The sequence below is a fragment of the Paenibacillus beijingensis genome, from assembly GCF_000961095.1.
Classification (GTDB): domain Bacteria; phylum Bacillota; class Bacilli; order Paenibacillales; family Paenibacillaceae; genus Paenibacillus_O; species Paenibacillus_O beijingensis.
The window spans coordinates 5,567,121-5,586,813 of record NZ_CP011058.1 but is presented as its reverse complement, the minus strand read 5'-3'; the positions used below and the strand labels follow the sequence as shown (position 1 = coordinate 5,586,813).

The window sequence follows — 19,693 nt, the reverse complement described above, 5'->3', positions numbered from 1 at the left end:
GGCAAAGCAAGTGACGATACGAGCGAAGGGGGAGCGCATATGACGAATAAGCGGGTGGAACGGTTAAGGAGCAAGCTGGCGGAACTGGGGCTTGAAGCGTTTCTGATCGGAAGCGGCCACAATCGGCGTTACATAAGCGGCTTTACGGGATCGTCCGGAATGGTGCTGCTGACGGAGAAAGGTACCTTTCTGCTTACGGACTTCCGTTACACGGTGCAGGCGGAGCAGCAGGCGCCCGGCTTTACGATCGTCGAGCATGCGGTCAATCCGCTGGAGACCGTAAGGGATCTGCTTTCCGAAAGCGGCGCGAAGCGGCTGGCGTTTGAACAGGAGCATACCGTTTACGGAAACTTCGTGCGCTATGGCCGGACGCTGGGCGATGTGGAGCTTGTGCCTTCCGCCGGCATCGTGGAAGGGCTGCGGGTCATCAAGGAGCAATCCGAGATTGCGATCATGCAGGAAGCTGCCGAGCTTGCGGATGCAACGTTTGCGCATATTATCGGATTGATCGCCGCCGGCGTGAAAGAAAGCGACATTGCGCTGAAGATGGAAATGTTCATGCGCAGCCGCGGCGCGACGTCTTCGTCCTTCGACACGATCGTCGCCTCGGGGGAGCGTTCGGCGCTGCCACATGGGGTCGCCAGCGAGCGAATCATCGGCACGGACGAATTCGTCAAGCTGGACTTCGGCGCATACTACCATGGCTACTGCTCGGATCTGACCCGAACCGTGGTGGTCGGCAAGCCGTCGGAGCGGCACCGGGACATTTACAACATCGTGCTGGAGGCGCAGATGAATGCGCTGCAGAACATCCGTCCCGGCATGACGGGCAAGGAAGCCGACGCGCTGGCGCGCGATGTCATTGCCCGCTACGGGTACGGCGAGCAGTTCGGCCACAGCACGGGCCACGGTCTCGGGATGGAAATTCACGAGGAGCCGCGGCTGTCGATGCGCAGCGATACCGTGCTTGTGCCCGGCATGACGGTAACGGTAGAGCCCGGAATTTATATTCCCGGCTTCGGCGGCGTTCGGATCGAGGACGACATTCTCATTACGGATACGGGGATCCGGATTTTGACCTCCTCGCCGAAAGAGCTTCTTGTTTTGCAATGACAACTTTGAGGTCCTGCTTGAGGGCCCGCGGCATCGTACCGCTAACTACTAGGAGGGAATTTAGAAGTGATTTCAGTTAACGATTTCAAAACAGGCCTTACCGTCGAAGTGGACGGAGACATCTTCTCGGTTATCGAGTTCCAGCACGTTAAACCGGGCAAAGGCGCGGCTTTCGTCCGCTCCAAGCTGAAAAACCTCCGCAACGGCAACGTCGTGGAAAAAACGTTCCGCGCCGGCGAAAATATCGGCCGCGCACACGTCGAGAACCGTCAGGTGCAATACCTGTACAACTCCGGCAACGAATACACGTTTATGGATAACGAAACGTATGACCAGTTCAACCTGGACAAGGATCAGTTGGAATGGGAGCTCAACTTCCTGAAAGAAAACATGAATGTCAATATTTCCAGCTACCAGGGCGAAATCATCGGGATTTCGATGCCGAACAGCGTCGAGTTGAAAGTAATCGAAACGGAACCGGGCATTAAAGGCAATACGGCAACCGGCGCAACGAAAAACGCCAAGCTTGAAACGGGCCTGAACGTGCAGGTTCCGCTGTTCATCAACGAAGACGACGTCCTGCTGATCGATACCCGCGACGGGCACTATATTTCCCGCGCGTAAGCTTAAGCGCTGCTCTGAAGCCGTCCGACTCCATCGGACGGTTTTTTGCCGTTTCAGCTTACGGTGACGACGGTGGAAGCTAACTTTTTTATCACAGATTTGGGCAAGTGTGATATAATATAATTCTGTATGCAAAAGTCAAGGTTGGGAGTGAATCGGCTTTGTCGTTGGTTGTGATGAAGTTCGGCGGCAGTTCGGTCGGCACGACGGAACGAATGCAAAGAGTTGCGCAGCGGATTATCGAAAAGAAGGAAGCAGGCAATAAAGTTGTCATCGTCGTCTCGGCGATGGGGGATACAACGGACGATCTGATCGATCAGTCCAAGTTGCTGAATCCGAATCCGCCGGCGCGGGAAATGGATATGCTGCTTACGACAGGGGAGCAAATATCAGTTGCCCTGCTGTCGATGACGATACACGGGCTTGGCCATCAAGCGGTATCGCTTACCGGCTGGCAAGCCGGCATCCGGACGGAGGATGTGCATGCGAAAGCGCGCATTACCGATATTAAGCCGGAGCGGATTTTCAAAGCGCTTGAAGAGGGGAATATCGTCATCGTCGCCGGATTCCAAGGGATGACCGAGGACGGCGAAATTACGACGCTTGGACGCGGAGGCTCCGATACGACGGCGGTTGCGCTGGCGGCGGCGGTCAAGGCGGACGTGTGCGAAATTTATACGGACGTGGACGGCATTTATTCGACCGATCCGCGCGTCGTGAAAAATGCGCGCAAGCTGGATGAAATATCCTATGACGAGATGCTGGAGCTTGCCCATCTGGGAGCGGCTGTTCTGCATCCGCGCGCGGTGGAGTATGCCAAGCATAATAACGTGAAACTGGTCGTGCGTTCCAGCTTCACGCATAACGAAGGAACGAGTGTGAAGGAGGAAGCGGTCATGGAGCAAGGCGTGGTCGTTCGCGGTATCGCGTTTGACAAAAATGTGGCTCGAATCAGCGTTTTGGGCGTGGAGGATGTTCCCGGCGTGCTTGCGGGAATGTTCGGAGCGCTTGCCGAAAGCGGAATCGACGTCGATATTATCGTACAAAGCGGCGTTCAGGGCGGAAAGGCCGACTTTTCGTTTACCGTCAGCGGCGACGACCGTGAGCGGGCGATTGCCGTAATCGAGAGCATCCGCTCGAAAGTTCCTTACCTCGAGACGACTTCCGAGGCGAATCTTGTGAAAGTGTCCATCGTAGGCGCGGGAATGGTGAGCAATCCGGGAGTGGCGGCCACGATGTTCAAGGCGATTTCGAGCATTGGCGTCAGCATCAAGATGGTGAGCACTTCCGAGATCAAAGTGTCCTGCGTCATCGATTCCGAGCCGCTTGGCGACGTGGTACGCGCGCTTCATACCGCATACGGGCTCGATACGGCCGAGCAGGTGTTCGTCGGAGGTCCGCAGGATCGCCGATAAGCGGTGTCAGGCAGGCCTCATAGGTTTATGCGAATGAAAACAAAAAAGAAAGCAGTTCCTCTCTTTACGCATTCCGCTTAAGAGAGGGGCTGCTTTCTTTTGCGTTTTAAAGGGCTTCGGGATAAAGCTTACATTTTTCCGGCAATCCAGGAAAAAACCTTGAATAATATCGCCGTTATGCCAGCAGCCATCAGCGGGCCTACGGGAATGCCGCGTAGAAATACAATGCCTAGGATAGAGCCGAGTACGAGGCCGACAATAAGCTGGGGGTCGAATTTAAGCATCTCCAGCCCCTTGCCGTTTACATAAGTAGCCGCAGCGCCGCCGATTAAGGCGAGCCACCCCGGCCAGGAAGACAGCGCTGCCGTTAAATCTTTCAGCTGAATCCGGCCGGCGGCGAATGGCACGAGCACGCTGAACGTCAGAAACAGCAGCCCCAGCTCCAGGCCGCGCCGTTCAATGGCCGGCAAGTAACGTCCGAGGTGAACGAGCTTCACGACAAGCAGAATGCAGGCAGCGGTGGAAATAATGGGCGAACGGCCGATCAAGCCGATAATGATCAGGCCAACGAGTAAAATTTCACCGTTCATAGACAGGCTCCTGACATGTGACGGACTCGGATGCCGCTTGCTGCGGCAAGCCTGTTTCATAAGTATGATACAAGCTTGCCGCTTATGCGTCCTTTGTTCCGGCCTGCAAACGCCGATCCGAACTAGTTCTGACGATCCGCAACCAACCGGTCCCCGGATAGGCGCGGCACGCAAGGAATCGTGTCGCTAAAGCTGCAAAACGTCACATCCCGCTCATGGCCAAGCTTGATCAGCTTGCGGCCGCCCGCACATTGCCGCAGCATCTCGAGGATGCGCTCTCGTTTGCTTTCGTACAGGCCAAGCATAGCAGCACCGAAATCGTCCGTTTCCAGCTTGCCGGTCATTTCCTGCAGCCGGTGCAGCAGCAGACCTGCGCACAGTCCGTCTTCGAGGGCGAATTCATCATGGCTGCCCGCACACAGCAGTACCGCGTCCCGTTTCAAGGAGACGGCGGACGCGGCGCAAGCGGCCGCATTGACAAAGGCGCCGACCAGGACGAAATCGGCGCGCAGCGCTTTGTGCACCGCCCGCGTCCCGTTCGTCGTCGTAAACAGGATGCGCTTGCCCTGTACCGTTTTGCGGTCGTATTCCTCGGGCGAATTGCCAAGATCGAATCCCGGAATGGAGCGGCCAAACCGCTCCCCCCCGAGCAGCTCGCCGGGCTTTCGCATCGCTTTCGCATCCAGTACGGTCTCGACGGGCGTGATGCTTTCCGCTCCCATCGCGAGCGCCGCGACCATCGTCGTGGATGCCCTCAGCACATCGATGACGACCGCCGTCCGGTGAATGAACGTGACCGAGCTCGCTTCGTTTACATTCGAAATTACGCGTACATGCATGAAACTTACCGCCTTCCCCGTGTATACAATCTTGTCAGATCATATAGACTATCGGCTCATGCCTATCTCCGAACTCGAACGTATCGGAGCGAAGCCCCCGTCGCATCGTTTCCAGCGCGAGAGCGTCTGCGGGTGCGATATTGCCCAGATGAACTTGAGGGCCGAACGTGTGCAGCAGCAAAACCTGCTGCGGTTTCAGCGGCGCTTCCCATAAAATGCGCTCCGGTTCGCCGATCGCTTCCTTCAACTGCGCAAGTGTATGCTCGCGGCAGCGGCCGTTTTCGTCAAAGAGACCGACATTTTGCCCCGACTCCCTCGCTTCGACTGTAATAAGCTCCACACCCGCATTCCAGTCCTCATCCGCGGTGAATAAAAATTCCGATATGTCAATCGTGGAACCGGCAATCTTTTTGCCGTATTCGCTGTAGACCGTCAGTCCTCTGGCCGCCGCTTCCCGGATCAGTTCGGTTCGTTTTGCCCGGCTTAAGTTGATCGTTCCGTCGGAAACTTCCACACCGTTAAACCCGAATTTGCAAATCATTTCAAAGAAAGATGAAACGACCCCTTTGCTGACTGCCCGCTCCAGCAGCGTTCCGCCCGGCATGATCGTTAAACCTTTTGCTTTTGCAAGCAGGATTTTTTTGATCAGCAGCTCATCGTCATAGAGAACGGCCGTCCCAAACCCGAGTTTCACAATATCGATATATGAACCGGCCGTTTCCAGCAGATCGCAAAAAGCGGCGGAACCGAGTCCTTTGTCAATGATCATCGTCATTCCGGCCGCCGTGCCGGGCTTCCGGCCTTTTGTTTCCCGATGAGCTCCGGGGTCTCGCAACAATGGATGCCAGTTTGTCGGTGCTACGGATTTCATTCGTATTATCTCCTCGCTTGAGCCTATTCGGCCGGGATAATAGTCAATACGCTATAGTATATGCAATCAAGTATGGGCAGGTGCCTGTCGGATGCATTTTAACGAACCTTTTCCGATTACCGTCCATAATCGCGGACATGTCCGCATAGGCTGTAAAGGGCAGAAGAAAGGAGAGGAACGGCATGTTGGACAAAATTGTGCTCAGCATGGCAAGCTTGCGCATCTTGTCGGGTTCGATCGAAATTCTCGCGGCACTGCTCATGCTGCGGCTGAACCAGATCGATAAAGCGATGATCGTCAACTCGTCGCTGGCCTTTGTCGGCCCCATTATTCTAATCTCGACGACGACGATCGGGCTGGCGGGATTGTCGGATAAGCTGTCGCCGTCCAAACTGATTTGGGTGGCGGCAGGTATCGGATGTTTGCTGATCGGCATTTTGAAAAAATGAGAGATTCTATCAGCCGCACCTATTTGCTAGACATATTTCAATCGCCTGGGCATACATTTAAAACTACGAAGGACAAACATCCGGGAGGGCTGAACTATGCTGACGAAAGTTGCGCATCTGCTGCCCGCCGAACTGACGGCGCTGCTGGAGCGGATGCCTGAAGCGGCCAAACAGGAGCTGGAGGAAATCCGCATCCGCGAGCATCGTCCGCTGGAAATCGTCAGCGGGGGGCGTTCATGGTTCGCCGAAGACGACGGGACGCTGACGGCACAGCCGCAGCTGGCGTACAAGCCTTCGCACAATTTGTGCCGGAAGCTGCTGGAGAAGCTGACCAACCATTCGCTTTATGCGATGGAGGAAGAATTGAAAAGAGGCTTCATTACGGTTGCCGGCGGCCACCGGATCGGGCTTGCGGGACGGACCGTGCTTGAAGGCGGATCCGTCCGGGCGATTCGCGATATCGGAGGATTCAACGTGCGCATTGCGCGGGAAGTAATCGGAGCTGCGGACCGGCTGCTGCCAAAGCTCGCCGACCGCCCGAAACGAAATATCGCCTCGACGCTGCTTATCGCTCCGCCCCGCATGGGGAAGACGACGCTGCTGCGCGATTTGGCCCGCTCGGTGAGCGCCGGGTTATGGGGAAGCGCGGAGATGGCCCATTGGCCGGGCCGCAAAGTCGGCATCGTGGACGAACGTTCGGAAATCGCCGCATCCGTGCGCGGCGTGCCGACTTTCGATGTCGGACCGCGCACCGATGTGATGGATGCGTGTCCGAAAGCGGAAGGCATGATGATGCTGCTCCGTTCCATGTCGCCGGAGGTGCTGATGGCAGACGAAATCGGGCGCGCGGAAGACGTGCAGGCCATCCGGGAGGCCGGACATGCGGGTGTTGCCGTCGTCGTGACGGCGCACGCGCACAATCTCGACGATGCGCGCGGACGCCCGATACTGCGCGCGCTGCTGGAGGAAGGGATGTTTCAGTTCGCCGTTGTGCTGAGCCGCGGCACTGGGACCGGCTTTCTCACAAGCGTCATTCCGCTGCGGGGAGCGGCTGCAGGCATTCCCGCAGCGAGGGAGCCGACGGCGCGGGGAAATCTCGCGGGTTCCGCTGCCGCAGGCGACAAGGGGCTCCGGGGAGAGGAGCCGGGCGCTTATGGTTAAGTGGATCGGCGCGATTCTCATCCTTGCGGCAGGCACGATGATCGGCTTTTTGCAAGCGGCCCGGTTTGCCGAGCGCCCGCGTCAGCTGCGTCAGCTCGCCCACGCGCTGCAGCGGCTGGAGACGGAGATCGGCTACGGCTACACGCCGCTGCCCGAAGCGCTGCGCCGCACCGCCGGCCATGTGCCGGCACCGGTCGCATCCATCCTGAGCGGCGCCGCCGAGCGGCTTCTGGCGCCCGAAGGGCCCGCGTTTCGGGAATGCTGGGAAGAATCGGTCCGCAGCTGCTGGCCGCAAACCGCAATGCGCTCCGGTGAGCAGGCGGTGCTGCTGAGGCTCGGATCGGCGCTCGGACTCAGCGACCGCGAAGACCAGATCAAGCATCTGCGGCTGGCGATGCTGCAGCTGAAGGCGGAAGAGGATGCGGCGAAAGACGACCAGGCGCGGTACGAAAAAATGTCCAAAAGCCTCGGAATTCTCGTTGCCGCTCTGGTTGTCATCTTGATGGTTTAGTGGGGTGCCGCAAATAATGAGCATGGATATCAGCGCCATTTTTCAAATTGCGGGCATCGGGATTATCGTCGCAATGATTCATACGGTGCTAAAGCAGATGGGAAAAGAAGATATGGCGCACTGGGTAACGCTAATCGGATTTGTGGTCGTACTTTTTATGGTCGTCCGTTTGCTGAACGAGTTGTTCCAGGAAATCAAAACGATATTTTTATTCCAGTAGCAAGAGCAAAGCGTTTCCGGCACGCCAGAAGAAGCGTCCGGCTCGGCGCGCCGCAAGAGGGTGAACCCGCTTGGAAATCATTCAAATCGTCGGACTCGGTCTTCTCGCCACCATATTAATTCTGGTCATTAAAGAGCAGAAACCGATCTTCGCTTTTCTGCTCGCGGCTTTTACCGGACTGTTCATCTTTCTGTACCTGATCGGGCGCATCGAAGCGGTCATTTCCATGCTGGTGGAGCTGGCCGACCGGACAGGCATTCCGACGGTATACTTGAAGACGATTTTGAAGATGATCGGAATTGCCTATATAGCGGAATTCGGGGCTCAAATCGTAAGAGATGCAGGTCAGGAGAGCGTCGCATCCAAAATCGAATTTGCCGGCAAGGTTCTCATCCTCGTTATGGCGGTGCCCATTATCGGCGTCATTGTCGAAACGGTGGTTAACCTGCTGCCGGGCGGGAGTTGAACCCTTTATGTATCCGTCCCGTATACTGCGCTTCTTCACCGTTGCCCTCATCCTGCTTATAGGGCACTTCTTCCCGCAGGAGGCTGCTGCTGCGGCGGATCTGCCCGGCACGGACACCGCCGCCGTATCAACGGGCGGCAGCGCGCCGAGCGGAGACGCCCGAGAGGGTGAGCGCCCCGCAGACGTCCCGGTGAACGGGGCGCAGGAGGGAGCGGATGTTGCCGGCCGGCTGGCGGCCGGCCAGGTGGAAAGCAGCGGCACGGACGAGGTGGAAGCGTACTGGAACCGTCTCGTCAAACAATACGGGGGCTATTTTCCCGACCGGCAGCTGCCCGGCTTTATTGAAATGATTACCCCCGGAGGAGACGGTCTGAAGCTGTCGTCGGTTATCAAAGGTCTCCTTTCCTACGCGCTGCATGAAGTGCTGTATAACGGCAAGCTGGTCGTGTCGATCGTGCTGCTGGCCGTGTTCAGCTCGATGCTGGAAACGCTGCAAAGCGCCTTCGAGCGCAACGCCGTAAGCAAGGTCGCCTACTCCGTCGCCTACATGGTGCTGATTGTGCTAGCCGTCAACAGCTTTTATACGGCGATCGGATACGCCAAGGATGCAATCGGCGGCATGATCCAGTTCATGATGGCGATGGTACCGCTGCTGCTGACGCTGATCGCATCCACGGGAAGCTTGGCGACCGTCACGATCCTGCACCCGGTCATCGTTTTTATGGTTCATACGGTCGGCACGCTTATTTACTCCATCGTCTTTCCGCTGTTGTTCTTCTCAGCGGTGCTTCATATCGCCAGCTCGCTTTCGGAGAAGTTCAAAGTGACGCAGCTGGCGAATCTGCTGCGGAATATCGGTGCCGGTCTGCTGGGCGTTATGCTCACCGTATTTCTTGGGGTGATTTCGTTTCAGGGCGCAGCCGGAACGGTCGCCGACAGCGTAACGCTGCGCACCGCCAAGTTTGTAAGCAGCAGTTTCGTTCCCGTCGTGGGCAGAGCGTTTTCGGACGCGGCCGATACCGTCATTTCCGCTTCGATGCTGGCGAAAAATGCAATCGGTCTGGCGGGCGTCATCATTCTGCTGTTTCTGTGCGCGTTTCCGGCGATCAAAATATTGACGCTGGCGCTCATTTATAACGTCTCCGCCGCCGTGCTGCAGCCGCTCGGCAACAGTCCGGTCACCGCCTGCCTGCAGACGATCGGCAAAACGATGCTGCTTGTATTCGGCGCTTTGGGCGCCGTGGCGCTGATGTTTTTTTTGGCGGTGACCATCATTTTGACGGCGGGGAACGCGATGATCATGATGCGGTAACGGGGCTTAACGGGGGAGGGGCGTCGGTGCTTGAATGGCTCAGCGGCTGGCTGCGGGACATCATCGCCATTGTGCTGCTGGCGGCGATCATCGATCTTCTGCTTCCGAACAAAGCGATGCAGCGTTATGTCAGACTTGTCGTCGGACTCATTATTTTACTGACGATATTGACGCCGATTATGCGCATTTTCCAGGGCGATCTTGACAAGAAGGTGGCGGAAGGATTCCGCAATTGGGACGAGAGCAGCGCAATGAACGAAGTGAAAATGCCTACCTTGAGTGATATTACGAAAGAAGCGCAGCGGCTGTCGGACGAGCGGCGGCAGCAGACGGCGGAGCTCGCAAGAGCAAATATCGAAACGGCAATCAAGAAGTCCGTTCAAGACCGATTAGGGGCTGCCGTCTCCTCGGTCAAAGCGCAGCTCGCCTTTGACGCTGCCGGAGAAGGTACGCTGCAATCGGTAACGGTTACGCTGGCTTCCTCCGAATCCGCAGGCAATCGTGGCGCAGAGGCGAGCGGAACGGAAGCGGTCGACCCGGTAACGCCGGTTGCGGTGGACGTCTCGGTCGAAGCGCCGGATCAACCCCCGCAGTCTCCCGCCGGCGAGGCGGACCGTACTGGAAACGAGGCGGACGAAACAGCCGGTGAAGCGATTGATACTGCCGCCGGAATCGGGGCGGAAGGCACAGAGCGGCAGCAAAGCGCAGCGGACAAAAAGGCGGATGAAGCCGGCAGCGGCGCGCTCTCCCCGGATCAAGCCGCCTTAGCGGCCGCCATCGTCGACCTCGTATCGAAGATGTGGTCGATCGGTCCGGAACAGGTTCGGGTAACCGCCGCCTGAGAGAACGAAACAAGCCGGAAGGAAATACGCTTTGGCCGGGATAGAGGAGGAGAGGGCGGTGGCCAAATGGCTGCAGAAACTGGAGTCGCTTGCCGGCGGCGGACCCGGCGGCACGAAGCGGGTGCGGACGCTTCGCTGGCTGCTTCTGATCGGATGTTTGGGTGCGGGACTAATGATCGTCAACAGTTTCCTGACATTCCGTCAGGTAGAACCGACCGACAGCGGCAGCACTTCGACAGCAGAGACCGATCAGCCCGCCTGGAGCGGGAAGGGACCGGATGCGGACAACTCGTTCAGCTCGATCGAACAGCCGCTGGAGAGCCGGCTGAAGGAAATATTGGAGCAGATTGTCGGGGTAGGAAGCGTCAGCGTCATGGTCACCGTCGATTCTACGGAGGAGATCGTGTACGGCAAGAACGAGAAGGAGTCCCAGCAAATAACCGACGAAAACGACAAAAACGGCGGCCGGAGACATGTGACGCAGGTAACGAGGGACGGCCAGATCGTCATGTACGAACAGTCCGGGGAGCAAACCCCCGTTCTGGTGAAAAAAATAAAGCCGGAGATTCGGGGGGTTCTCGTTGTCGCTAAAGGCGCGGAGAATGCGACGGTGCGCCGCATAATTTTGGATGCGGTGGAGAAGGGATTGGATGTGCCGGTAAGCTCGATTTCGATCGTGCCCCGAAAACAGCAATAAACAAAAGGGGCGCGCTTAAGTAAATAAAGCGAAAGAATGAGGAGGGTGTTCACATGAATTCGAAAAGACAAACAATTTGGCTCGTATCGATGCTCAGTCTGATGGTGATTTTGTCCGCTTACTATTTGTTCACCGAAGATACGGCGGGGAAAACCGATTTGCTTACGGAAAGCGCCGCCGTAAAGGATGCGACGGAAACGGCCGGATCGACGCAAAGCGGGGCGGAAAGCGATATTGTCGTCAGCGAAGTTACCGCCGGCGGCAGCGGCAACTCCGCCTCGGACCCGGCAGGCTCCGGCTCGCACCGCTCTGAAGGAGACGCCAAGCAGGGAGAAGCGGGCAAAACGGGAGATGCGGGCAAGACGGGAACTGCGGGCGATGATGCGGGGGGGCAAAAGGCCGATCCGCAGCAGGATAATGCGGCCAAGGACGGATCTGCCGCGGACGGGGGGAAAAGCGGCGCCGTCCAAAACGAAGCCAAAACCGACAAGGAAGTGCTGGAGCAGTGGGAATCGCAAGGGCAGGCCGCCAATTATTTTGACGAGATCCAGCAAAAGAACGAGCAGCGGTATGCGGAGCAGTATGACAAGCTGATGAGCCAAATTTCGGACGTCGATCAGGATGCCGAACAGGCGTCCAAAGCGGTGGAAGAACTGAACCAGTTCGAAGGGCAGCATACGAAGCTGACCGGCATCCAGGAGACGCTGACGAAGCAGTATAAAAACGTTGCGATAGACGTAGCGGGCAATTACTACAAAATCGTCGTGCAAAGCGAAAAGATGGATAAAAGCCAGGCCGCCGACATTCTCGATCTGGTGATGAAAGAGCTCGGAATAGGTGCCGAGGCCGTCTCGATCCAGTACGTGCCGTAATCGCTGCAAGCGGCTTCCGGCCTATAAGCCATATGATGAAAGCTCCGTGGAGATAAGCCTTCTGCGGGGCTTTCATCTTCGTTTCCGGCGAAACCGGCGCATTTGCAATAGTGTTGCACTTGCCGTTATGCTATAATACTAGCGTTATGGCAATGAACCGGTGTGCATGAAGTTGGCAAACCGAATATGAGGCTTCGTCGGGCATCACCGATGAAGCGGAACTTACGAAGCGGATTTAGGGCTTCGCAACCACCTGAAGGAGTGAAATGAATGTTCAAATTGAGCGAGATCAAAGAGTTGATCGAGTTGATTGATCAGACTTCCGTTCAAGAGATCGAAATCGAAAATGAAGGGGCTCGCCTGCTGATCCGCAAGCCGGGCAAGACGGAAGTCGTAGCCGTCCAGACAGCTCCTGCAACGAATACATATACGCCGGCAGCCGTCCCGAACGCACCTGCTCCCGCGGCTGAAACGGCGGCTCCGGCAGCGGCCCAGCCTGCGGCACCGCAAGACAATCTGCATACGATCGTATCGCCGATGGTCGGCACTTTTTATCGCTCTTCATCGCCGGACAACCCTCCTTATGTCAATAAAGGCGACCGCGTCACCGAAAAATCGGTCGTCTGCATTTTGGAAGCGATGAAACTGATGAACGAGCTGGAGGCGGAAGTGCGCGGCGAAATCGTAGAGATTCTCGTGGAGAACGGTCAACTGGTGGAATACGGCCAGCCATTGTTCCTCGTCAAGCCGGAATAACTGCCAGAGAGGAGTTGCAGCGTGAAATTTCAAAAAATTCTTATTGCCAATCGCGGTGAAATCGCGGTCCGGATTATCCGGGCGTGCCGCGAGCTTGGAATCGGAACGGTGGCGGTTTACTCGGAAGCGGACCGGGATTCCCTTCATGTCCGGCTGGCGGACGAGGCTTACTGCATCGGGCCGACCCTTTCCAAGGACAGCTACCTGAACTTGACCAATATTATGAGCGTGGCCACGCTGACCGGTTGCGATGCCATTCATCCGGGATACGGATTTCTGGCCGAGAATGCCAATTTTGCGGAGATATGCGAATCGTGCAACATTACGTTTATCGGACCTTCTCCGTCCGCGATCAACCGCATGGGCGACAAAGCGGTCGCCAAACAGACGATGAAGGATGCCGACGTGCCCGTCATACCGGGATCGGACGGTTTGATCGAAGATTTGGATGAGGCGGTGGCGGTTGCCCGCTCGATCGGATATCCGGTCATTATTAAAGCGACGGCCGGAGGCGGAGGCAAGGGCATCCGGATCGCCGAGGACGAAGAGACGCTGATTCAGCAAATTACGACCGCACAGCAGGAAGCGCAGAAGGCGTTCGGCAATGCCGGCGTCTATTTGGAAAAGTATTTGACGGGCATGAAGCACGTGGAAATTCAAATTATGGCCGACAAGCACGGCAATGCCGTTCATCTGTTCGAGCGCGACTGCTCGGTGCAGCGGCGCCGCCAGAAGCTGGTGGAAGAAGCGCCTTGCCCGGTTTTGACTCCAGAGCAGCGCGAGCGGATGGGACAAGCGGCTGTGCGCGCCGCGCTGGCGGTCGAATACTCCGGCGCGGGCACGCTTGAATTTTTGCTCGGGCCGACCGGCGATTTTTATTTCATGGAAATGAATACCCGTATTCAGGTCGAACACCCCGTAACGGAAATGATTACGGGCATCGATCTGATCCGCGAGATGATTTCCGTCGCCGAAGGCAACCCGCTGTCGTTCCGGCAGCAGGATTTGAAGATAAACGGATGGTCGATGGAATGCCGCATCAATGCAGAAGATCCCGACCGCAATTTCATGCCTTCCCCCGGGAACATCGAGTTTTATTTGCCTCCCGGCGGCATCGGGGTGCGCGTCGACAGCTCCGCATATCCGGGCTATACGATTTCCCCGCATTACGATTCCATGATCGCGAAGCTGATCGTATGGGGGGCGACGCGTGAAGATGTAATCGCCCGTATGAAGCGGGCATTGTCGGAGTTTGCCATTGACGGCATCCGCACGACGATTCCGTTTCATTTGAAGCTGCTGCAGCATCCGAAGTTTGTGCAAGGCGATTTCGACATCAAGTTTCTTGAGGAGCATGACGTGAACCGCCCTGACTGGAGCGCGGAGCAGGAATAACGATTGCGTGCCCGCCCTGCAGCGCAGGCGGACGGACGACATTGCAGGGCTTGAAAGCGGTGGTTTGTCATAATTCCCGCGGAATGCTATAGTATAGAAATAAGTATCGGATGAGCTTCCGGCCGCGGGCCGGAAGACGCTAATTTATGGGGGTGTTCACCATCATGAGTACGATGGCGGCGGATTATGAAAAGACGGACATCGGTACCATTCAAATTGCTCCGGAAGTGATTGAAGTGATCGCCGGTCTGGCAACGGTGGAAGTAGACGGCGTAGCCGGCATGAGCGGCGGATTGGCCGGCGGGATCGCCGAGCTGCTTGGTCGCAAAAACTTGTCCAAAGGCGTTAAAGTGGAAGTCGGCCAGCGCGAAGCGGCAGTCGACGTTTCGATCATTGTGGAATACGGCAATCCGATCCCGGAGGTCGCTTCAGAAATTCAGCGCAACGTCAAACGTTCGATCGAGATGATGACCGGTTTGAGCGTTGTTGAAGTCAATGTGCATATTCACGACGTCTATTTTAAAACCGCTGAGAAGCCGGAAGAAGAGGATACGTCTATCCGAGTCAAATAATCAGCTTATTGATTCCATACACACCCCCTTGTGAATGGGCATGCCGCTCGGCGCAAGGGGGTTTCATTACGCTCATTGAAGGAGGCGCCTTAGGCTTGGGCAAAATAGTGGACAAGTTCCTTCTCTTTTTATACAGTTTAGTTATCGCGGTTGTATCCGTTATTGTTTTTTTGGCGGTCGTGGGAGCGGTTCCGAACCGTTTCGTCGGCTCTTTCATCCGGGAAGTTTACGTTCAAGGATCCGTGCCGCAGGTTACCGTCATCGCCTTGACGGTTGTCGTTTTTATCATCAGCCTTCGTCTTTTGGCCGTATCGATCAGCCGCGGGTCTTCTTCCGCACCGTCCATCGATCAGCGCACCGATTTCGGAGATATCCGAATTTCGCTCGAGACGGTCGAAAATTTGACGCTGAAAGCAGCTTCGCGCCAGCGCTGCGTGAAGGATATGCGGGCTAGAATCCGCATCGAGGAGGCGGGACTGGACATTGCGATTCGTACCGTCGTTGACGGCGAAACATCCATTCCGGTCATAACCGAGGACATCCAGCGCGCCGTCAAAGAGCATGTGGAGGAAATTACGGGTATTCCGGTTGCAAATGTGTCGGTTTTCGTGGCGAATATTATTCAGAGCGCCGCGTTTAAGAGCCGCGTGGAATAGAGGTGGCTTAAGCTCCGATGTGGAAACAATTGTGGGAGATGTATGGAGGCCGGGCTGCGGGCGTTGTTGCAGGATTGTTTTTCGGCTTTCTTTATTTGTTCGTCGGTTTTTGGAATATGCTTTTTTTTGCGCTGCTCGTTTGGATCGGCTATCTCGTCGGCAAACATAGAGATACGGGGAGCGGTCCTCTTTTTCCTTGGCAGCGGCTAGCGGAATGGATGACCGAGCGGTTCCGTCCTTTCAGATGATTCCTGTGATCTCCTCCGTACTCCGGACCGAATTGCGCTGCAGGCAGCGCCTGGTTCGGAGCAGGGAGGAGACCATAGGTTTTTTTAGCCCTGCCTCTAAACGCGGTCGCTCATCCATGAATGGCACGGGTAGAGGTTTTTTCATTAACGATATTCCGGGAGGTAAAATGAAACGTAGGTTAGCGCGTGAAATAGCGGTACAGAGTCTGTACCAGATGGAAATGAACGTCGTGTCGGCGCAGGAAGCGGTTGATATGCTGTTGGAGGAATCCCGCGATACGGAAAATGAGATCGGCGTCGATGCAGCCGAAGCGGCCCGAACGGAGGCGTTTGCTCGCGAGCTTGTCACCTCCGTCGCGGAGCGCAAAGCGGCGATCGACGATATGCTGCAGCAGTATTTGACCGGCTGGCAGGTTGACCGTCTGTCGAGAGTGGACAAACAAATTTTGCGCCTTGCATGTTATGAGCTCGTATTCCGTGACGATGTGCCGCCAAAGGCCGCCATCAACGAAGCGATCGAGCTGTCCAAGCATTTCGGCACCGAGGAATCCGGCAAGTTTGTCAACGGCGTGCTCGGCCGGGTGCTCGAAGCGTTGGACGAGCTGAAAAAACGGGCGTAGCTGAAAGCGGTCCGTTTTAAAAAGAAGCGGTACAGTTATTCAAACCGGTTAGGAGAGATTTGACATGACAGCACAGCTTATAAAAGGCAAACCGATATCGGAACAAATCCGAGCCGAAATTCAGGAAGAAACGGCGCGTTTGAAAGAGTCTGGCATCGTACCCGGACTGGCCGTCGTGCTGGTCGGTGAAGACCCGGCGTCCAAAGTATACGTCGGCAGCAAAGAAAAGGCGTGCCACGATATGGGGTTTTATTCCGAAGTTCACCGGCTTCCGGCCGAAACGTCCGAACGGGAGCTGCTGGCCCTCATTGACAAGCTGAATAATCTAAGCACGATCAACGGCATTTTGGTCCAGCTGCCGCTGCCGCGCCACATTAACGAAAAAGCGGTTATCGATGCGATTAGCGTCGACAAAGATGTGGACGGATTTCACCCTGTCAGCGTCGGCAATCTCGTTATCGGCGATGACAGTCTTCTTCCTTGCACGCCGGCAGGCGTCATCGAGATGATCAAACGGAGCGGCACGGATATCGCCGGCAAGCATGCCGTCGTCATCGGCCGCAGCAATATTGTCGGCAAGCCCGTATCGATGCTGCTGCTGCGCGAGAACGCTACCGTAACGATCTGCCATTCCCGCACGGCCAATATGGAAGCAATCGCTTCCAGCGCCGATATTTTAGTCGTCGCAATCGGGAAGGCCAAGGCGATTGACAAACGATACGTCAAGCCGGGAGCGGTTGTAATCGACGTAGGGATCAACCGTCTCGAGAACGGCAAGCTTGCGGGCGACGTCGATTTCGACGATTGCTTGGACGTAGCGGGAGCGATTAGCCCCGTTCCAGGAGGCGTCGGTCCGATGACGATCACGATGCTGATGAAAAATACGCTCACAGCCGCCAAACGGGCGCACCGTATCGGGGAGTGATGCGGTTATGGCGGGTGCGCCGCGCATTTATTCCATCAAAGAATTAAACCGCTACATCCGGATGAAGCTGGAATCGGACCATCTGCTCGGCGACGTGTGGCTGCGCGGTGAAATATCGAATTTCACCCACCATTCCAGCGGACATATGTACTTTACGCTTAAGGACAGCGACAGCCGCTTGAAGTGCATTATGTTTGCTTCGCACAACCAGCGGCTGCCGTTCATTCCCCGCGAAGGCACGAAAGTCATTGCCAGGGGCAATATATCGGTCTATGAACGAGACGGCAATTATCAATTTTATGTAAATGCGATGCAGCCAGACGGTATCGGCAGTCTTTATTTGGCTTTCGAGCAGCTCAAGCAGAAGCTGGAAGCGGAGGGGCTGTTTGCCGCGGAACGGAAGCGGCCGATTCCGGCCTACCCGGCTACAATCGGAATCGTCACTTCGCCGACAGGCGCGGCGATCCGCGATATTTTAATTACGCTTGAACGCCGTTATCCTTCCGCAAACGTCCTTGTTTATCCTGTTCTTGTACAAGGAAAAGGCGCCGCCCCTTCCATCGTAAAAGCAATCGAAGCGCTCAACGCCTTTCAGCCGCCGGACGTGCTCATCGTTGGACGCGGAGGCGGCTCGCTCGAGGAGCTGTGGGCTTTTAATGAAGAGATCGTTGCAAGAGCGATCGCGGCTTCCGTGATCCCTGTCATCTCGGCCGTCGGACATGAGACGGACTTCACGATTGCCGACTTTGTCGCTGATCTGCGGGCGCCGACGCCGACGGCCGCAGCCGAGCTGGCCGTGCCGAATTTGGCCGAGCTGCGTCAGCAGCTTGTAAGGCAGCGGCAGCGGCTGCAGCAGGCGCTTTCGCTTCAGGTGCGGCAGCGGAGAGAGCGGCTGCAGCGTGCCCGCCGGTCGCCTTTTTTCCTGCATCCGCGCCGTTACCTTCTGGAGCATGCGGAGCGTCTGGACCGGCTCGGGGACCGGCTGCAGCAGCGGATGATCCGCCGCTCGGAACGGGAGAGAAGCCGTTTCGAACGGCTGCAGCAGGCGCTTGCGGCGGCTCATCCCGGCGAGAGGGCGCTGCGGCAGTCCGAGCGGCTGCGGGATAACGTCAAACGGCTCGAGGGGGCGATGGCCTTAACCGTGAAGGATAACCGGCACAAGCTTGGTGCGGCGATCAGACATCTGGATGCGCTGAGTCCGCTGAAAGTGATGTCGCGCGGGTACAGTCTCGTCTATGACGACAAAGGTAAAACGATCATCCGCTCCATCGCGGACATTCAGCCCGGCGACCTGCTGCGCGTAAAGCTGACGGACGGAACGGTGGATGCTCACGTATGGTCGATCAAGGAGGATGGTACCGATGGGAACGGAGAATAAGGCCGCAGATCTCACTTTTGAACAGGCAATGGAGCGGCTGGAATCGATCGTGAGCCGTTTGGAGAGCGGCGAAGTGCCGCTGGAAACGGCGATCGAGCTGTTTCAGGAGGGGATGCAGCTGTCGCGCTTGTGCGGCGGCAAACTGGAGCAGGTGGAACGAAAAATCGAAATGCTCATTGAATCGGAGCAGGGCTTCGAGAAAAAACCGTTTGCGCCGGCAAGCGAAGACAGAGGGGAACAGGCTTGAGTGAACAGCTAACGCTGCAAGATTATGTCGCTCAGGCGGCTGCCAAGGTTGAAGGTGCGCTTCGTGAAGCGGTGCCCGCCTTGTGGGATGTACCTCCCAAATTACGGGAAGCGATGGATTATTCGCTTCGGGCCGGAGGCAAGCGACTGCGTCCGGTACTTGTCATGGCTGCTGCAGAAGCGGTCCGGGGGCAGGAGAAGGACGCGGAGGCCTCGCTTTCCATCGCCTGCGCCATCGAACTGGTACATACTTACTCGCTGATTCATGACGATTTGCCCGCGATGGACGACGACGATTTCCGCCGCGGAAAACCGACGAACCATAAAGTGTTCGGGGAAGCGATGGCGATCCTGGCCGGCGATGCCCTCCTCACCCACGCCTTCTATCTTGTGACGGAAGGGCAAAAGCACGGAATCGATCCGGGCGTCCTGTTATCCGTATCGTCGGACCTGGCCAGGTATGCGGGAGCGGCCGGCATGGTAGGCGGACAAGCTGCCGATATTATGGGCGAACAGGGGCTGACCTCTGCCTCGGAGCTGGAATATATTCATTTGCACAAAACGAGCGATCTGATCGTGTTTTCGGTTACGGCCGGGGCAAAGGTCGGCGGGGCGGACGGCAAGCAGCTGGATGCGCTGGCACTCTACGGGCGGAATCTCGGTCTCGCTTTTCAAATCCAGGACGATATTTTGGACTTGATTGGCGATGAGGCGAAGCTGGGTAAGAAGACAAAGAGCGACGTCGAACAGGGAAAAGTAACGTACCCGTATTTGATCGGTCTGGACGAAAGCCGCTCGCTCGTGGAGAAATTGACGTTGGGCGCCAAGGAAGCCGTTCGGGAAGCCGGTCTGGCCAGCCCAAGCCGTCTGCTTGGCATTGCCGATTACCTGATGCGGCGGGATCACTGACTTCGG

Annotated in this window: 25 protein-coding genes; 22 read left to right on the top strand and 3 right to left on the bottom strand. The window is 56.7% G+C overall.

Going from position 1 to position 19,693, the window contains the following annotated elements:
- Positions 1-39: 39 nt before the first annotated feature.
- The 3 genes from VN24_RS25335 to VN24_RS25325 all read left to right on the top strand — a co-directional run bounded on the left by VN24_RS25335 (position 40) and on the right by VN24_RS25325 (position 3,152).
- The gene (locus VN24_RS25335) at positions 40-1,113 is read left to right on the top strand and encodes a M24 family metallopeptidase (RefSeq protein WP_045672698.1); all 1,074 of its coding nucleotides are present in this window, start codon (positions 40-42) and stop codon (positions 1,111-1,113) included.
- A gap of 66 nt (positions 1,114-1,179) precedes the next feature.
- Positions 1,180-1,737: an elongation factor P gene (efp, locus tag VN24_RS25330; RefSeq protein WP_045672697.1), complete on the top strand. Its 558-nt coding sequence runs from the start codon at positions 1,180-1,182 to the stop codon at positions 1,735-1,737.
- Positions 1,738-1,898: 161 nt separating this feature from the next.
- On the top strand, positions 1,899-3,152 hold the full coding sequence (locus tag VN24_RS25325; protein WP_045672696.1) for an aspartate kinase: 1,254 nt from the start codon (positions 1,899-1,901) through the stop codon (positions 3,150-3,152).
- A 128-nt stretch (positions 3,153-3,280) separates the two neighbouring features.
- On the opposite strand, the gene VN24_RS25320 is transcribed toward VN24_RS25325, so the two are convergent.
- The 3 genes from VN24_RS25320 to comA all read right to left on the bottom strand — a co-directional run bounded on the left by VN24_RS25320 (position 3,281) and on the right by comA (position 5,452).
- A complete protein-coding gene (locus tag VN24_RS25320) occupies positions 3,281-3,742 on the bottom strand; it encodes a DUF441 domain-containing protein (protein WP_045672695.1) in 462 nt (153 codons plus the stop codon).
- Between the two features lie 122 nt (positions 3,743-3,864).
- Positions 3,865-4,581 carry a 2-phosphosulfolactate phosphatase gene (locus tag VN24_RS25315; RefSeq protein ID WP_045672694.1) on the bottom strand — a complete coding sequence of 239 codons (717 nt, stop codon included), beginning with the start codon at positions 4,579-4,581 and terminating at the stop codon, positions 3,865-3,867.
- 34 nt (positions 4,582-4,615) lie between these two features.
- Positions 4,616-5,452, bottom strand: coding sequence for a phosphosulfolactate synthase (gene comA, locus VN24_RS25310; protein ID WP_045672693.1), 837 nt, complete (start codon positions 5,450-5,452; stop codon positions 4,616-4,618).
- A gap of 182 nt (positions 5,453-5,634) precedes the next feature.
- On the opposite strand from comA, the gene VN24_RS25305 reads away from it, so the two are divergent.
- From VN24_RS25305 to VN24_RS25215, 19 genes are all read left to right on the top strand, one after another.
- A complete protein-coding gene (locus VN24_RS25305; RefSeq protein WP_045672692.1) occupies positions 5,635-5,901 on the top strand; it encodes a YqhV family protein in 267 nt (88 codons plus the stop codon).
- A gap of 96 nt (positions 5,902-5,997) precedes the next feature.
- Entirely contained in the window at positions 5,998-7,062 is a 1,065-nt protein-coding gene (gene spoIIIAA, locus VN24_RS25300) for a stage III sporulation protein AA (RefSeq protein ID WP_045672691.1), read from the top strand.
- Entirely contained in the window at positions 7,055-7,573 is a 519-nt protein-coding gene (spoIIIAB, locus tag VN24_RS25295) for a stage III sporulation protein SpoIIIAB (protein WP_045672690.1), read from the top strand. Before spoIIIAA ends, spoIIIAB begins: the two co-directional genes overlap by 8 nt.
- 16 nt (positions 7,574-7,589) lie before the next feature.
- Positions 7,590-7,793 carry a stage III sporulation protein AC gene (gene spoIIIAC / locus VN24_RS25290; protein WP_045672689.1) on the top strand — a complete coding sequence of 68 codons (204 nt, stop codon included), beginning with the start codon at positions 7,590-7,592 and terminating at the stop codon, positions 7,791-7,793.
- Positions 7,794-7,863: 70 nt separating this feature from the next.
- Positions 7,864-8,259, top strand: coding sequence for a stage III sporulation protein AD (gene spoIIIAD, locus VN24_RS25285; protein ID WP_045672688.1), 396 nt, complete (start codon positions 7,864-7,866; stop codon positions 8,257-8,259).
- 7 nt (positions 8,260-8,266) lie between these two features.
- Complete coding sequence (gene spoIIIAE / locus VN24_RS25280; protein WP_082084134.1) at positions 8,267-9,571, top strand: stage III sporulation protein AE; 1,305 nt, start codon at positions 8,267-8,269, stop codon at positions 9,569-9,571.
- A 26-nt stretch (positions 9,572-9,597) separates the two neighbouring features.
- Positions 9,598-10,413 (top strand): stage III sporulation protein AF, encoded by an 816-nt coding sequence (gene spoIIIAF / locus VN24_RS26640; RefSeq protein WP_052703145.1) that lies wholly within the window; start codon positions 9,598-9,600, stop codon positions 10,411-10,413.
- 58 nt (positions 10,414-10,471) lie between these two features.
- Positions 10,472-11,110 (top strand): stage III sporulation protein AG, encoded by a 639-nt coding sequence (gene spoIIIAG, locus VN24_RS25270; RefSeq protein ID WP_045672687.1) that lies wholly within the window; start codon positions 10,472-10,474, stop codon positions 11,108-11,110.
- Between the two features lie 53 nt (positions 11,111-11,163).
- Positions 11,164-11,982: a SpoIIIAH-like family protein gene (locus VN24_RS25265; RefSeq protein ID WP_045672686.1), complete on the top strand. Its 819-nt coding sequence runs from the start codon at positions 11,164-11,166 to the stop codon at positions 11,980-11,982.
- Between the two features lie 270 nt (positions 11,983-12,252).
- Positions 12,253-12,738 (top strand): acetyl-CoA carboxylase biotin carboxyl carrier protein, encoded by a 486-nt coding sequence (gene accB, locus VN24_RS25260; RefSeq protein ID WP_045672685.1) that lies wholly within the window; start codon positions 12,253-12,255, stop codon positions 12,736-12,738.
- A 21-nt stretch (positions 12,739-12,759) separates the two neighbouring features.
- Positions 12,760-14,133, top strand: coding sequence for an acetyl-CoA carboxylase biotin carboxylase subunit (accC, locus tag VN24_RS25255; protein WP_045672684.1), 1,374 nt, complete (start codon positions 12,760-12,762; stop codon positions 14,131-14,133).
- 164 nt (positions 14,134-14,297) lie between these two features.
- Positions 14,298-14,705: an Asp23/Gls24 family envelope stress response protein gene (locus VN24_RS25250; RefSeq protein WP_045672683.1), complete on the top strand. Its 408-nt coding sequence runs from the start codon at positions 14,298-14,300 to the stop codon at positions 14,703-14,705.
- A gap of 95 nt (positions 14,706-14,800) precedes the next feature.
- Positions 14,801-15,361 carry an alkaline shock response membrane anchor protein AmaP gene (gene amaP, locus VN24_RS25245; RefSeq protein WP_045672682.1) on the top strand — a complete coding sequence of 187 codons (561 nt, stop codon included), beginning with the start codon at positions 14,801-14,803 and terminating at the stop codon, positions 15,359-15,361.
- Positions 15,362-15,378: 17 nt separating this feature from the next.
- The gene (locus VN24_RS25240) at positions 15,379-15,609 is read left to right on the top strand and encodes a DUF2273 domain-containing protein (protein WP_045672681.1); all 231 of its coding nucleotides are present in this window, start codon (positions 15,379-15,381) and stop codon (positions 15,607-15,609) included.
- Between the two features lie 167 nt (positions 15,610-15,776).
- A complete protein-coding gene (gene nusB, locus VN24_RS25235; RefSeq protein ID WP_045672680.1) occupies positions 15,777-16,229 on the top strand; it encodes a transcription antitermination factor NusB in 453 nt (150 codons plus the stop codon).
- Between the two features lie 64 nt (positions 16,230-16,293).
- On the top strand, positions 16,294-17,154 hold the full coding sequence (gene folD, locus VN24_RS25230) for a bifunctional methylenetetrahydrofolate dehydrogenase/methenyltetrahydrofolate cyclohydrolase FolD (RefSeq protein WP_045672679.1): 861 nt from the start codon (positions 16,294-16,296) through the stop codon (positions 17,152-17,154).
- Between the two features lie 7 nt (positions 17,155-17,161).
- Positions 17,162-18,532 carry an exodeoxyribonuclease VII large subunit gene (xseA, locus tag VN24_RS25225; RefSeq protein WP_045672678.1) on the top strand — a complete coding sequence of 457 codons (1,371 nt, stop codon included), beginning with the start codon at positions 17,162-17,164 and terminating at the stop codon, positions 18,530-18,532.
- Positions 18,516-18,779: an exodeoxyribonuclease VII small subunit gene (xseB, locus tag VN24_RS25220; RefSeq protein ID WP_045672677.1), complete on the top strand. Its 264-nt coding sequence runs from the start codon at positions 18,516-18,518 to the stop codon at positions 18,777-18,779. The genes xseA and xseB overlap by 17 nt, the downstream gene beginning before the upstream one ends.
- Complete coding sequence (locus VN24_RS25215) at positions 18,776-19,687, top strand: polyprenyl synthetase family protein (protein WP_045672676.1); 912 nt, start codon at positions 18,776-18,778, stop codon at positions 19,685-19,687. The genes xseB and VN24_RS25215 overlap by 4 nt, the downstream gene beginning before the upstream one ends.
- The last annotated feature ends 6 nt before the right edge of the window (positions 19,688-19,693 follow it).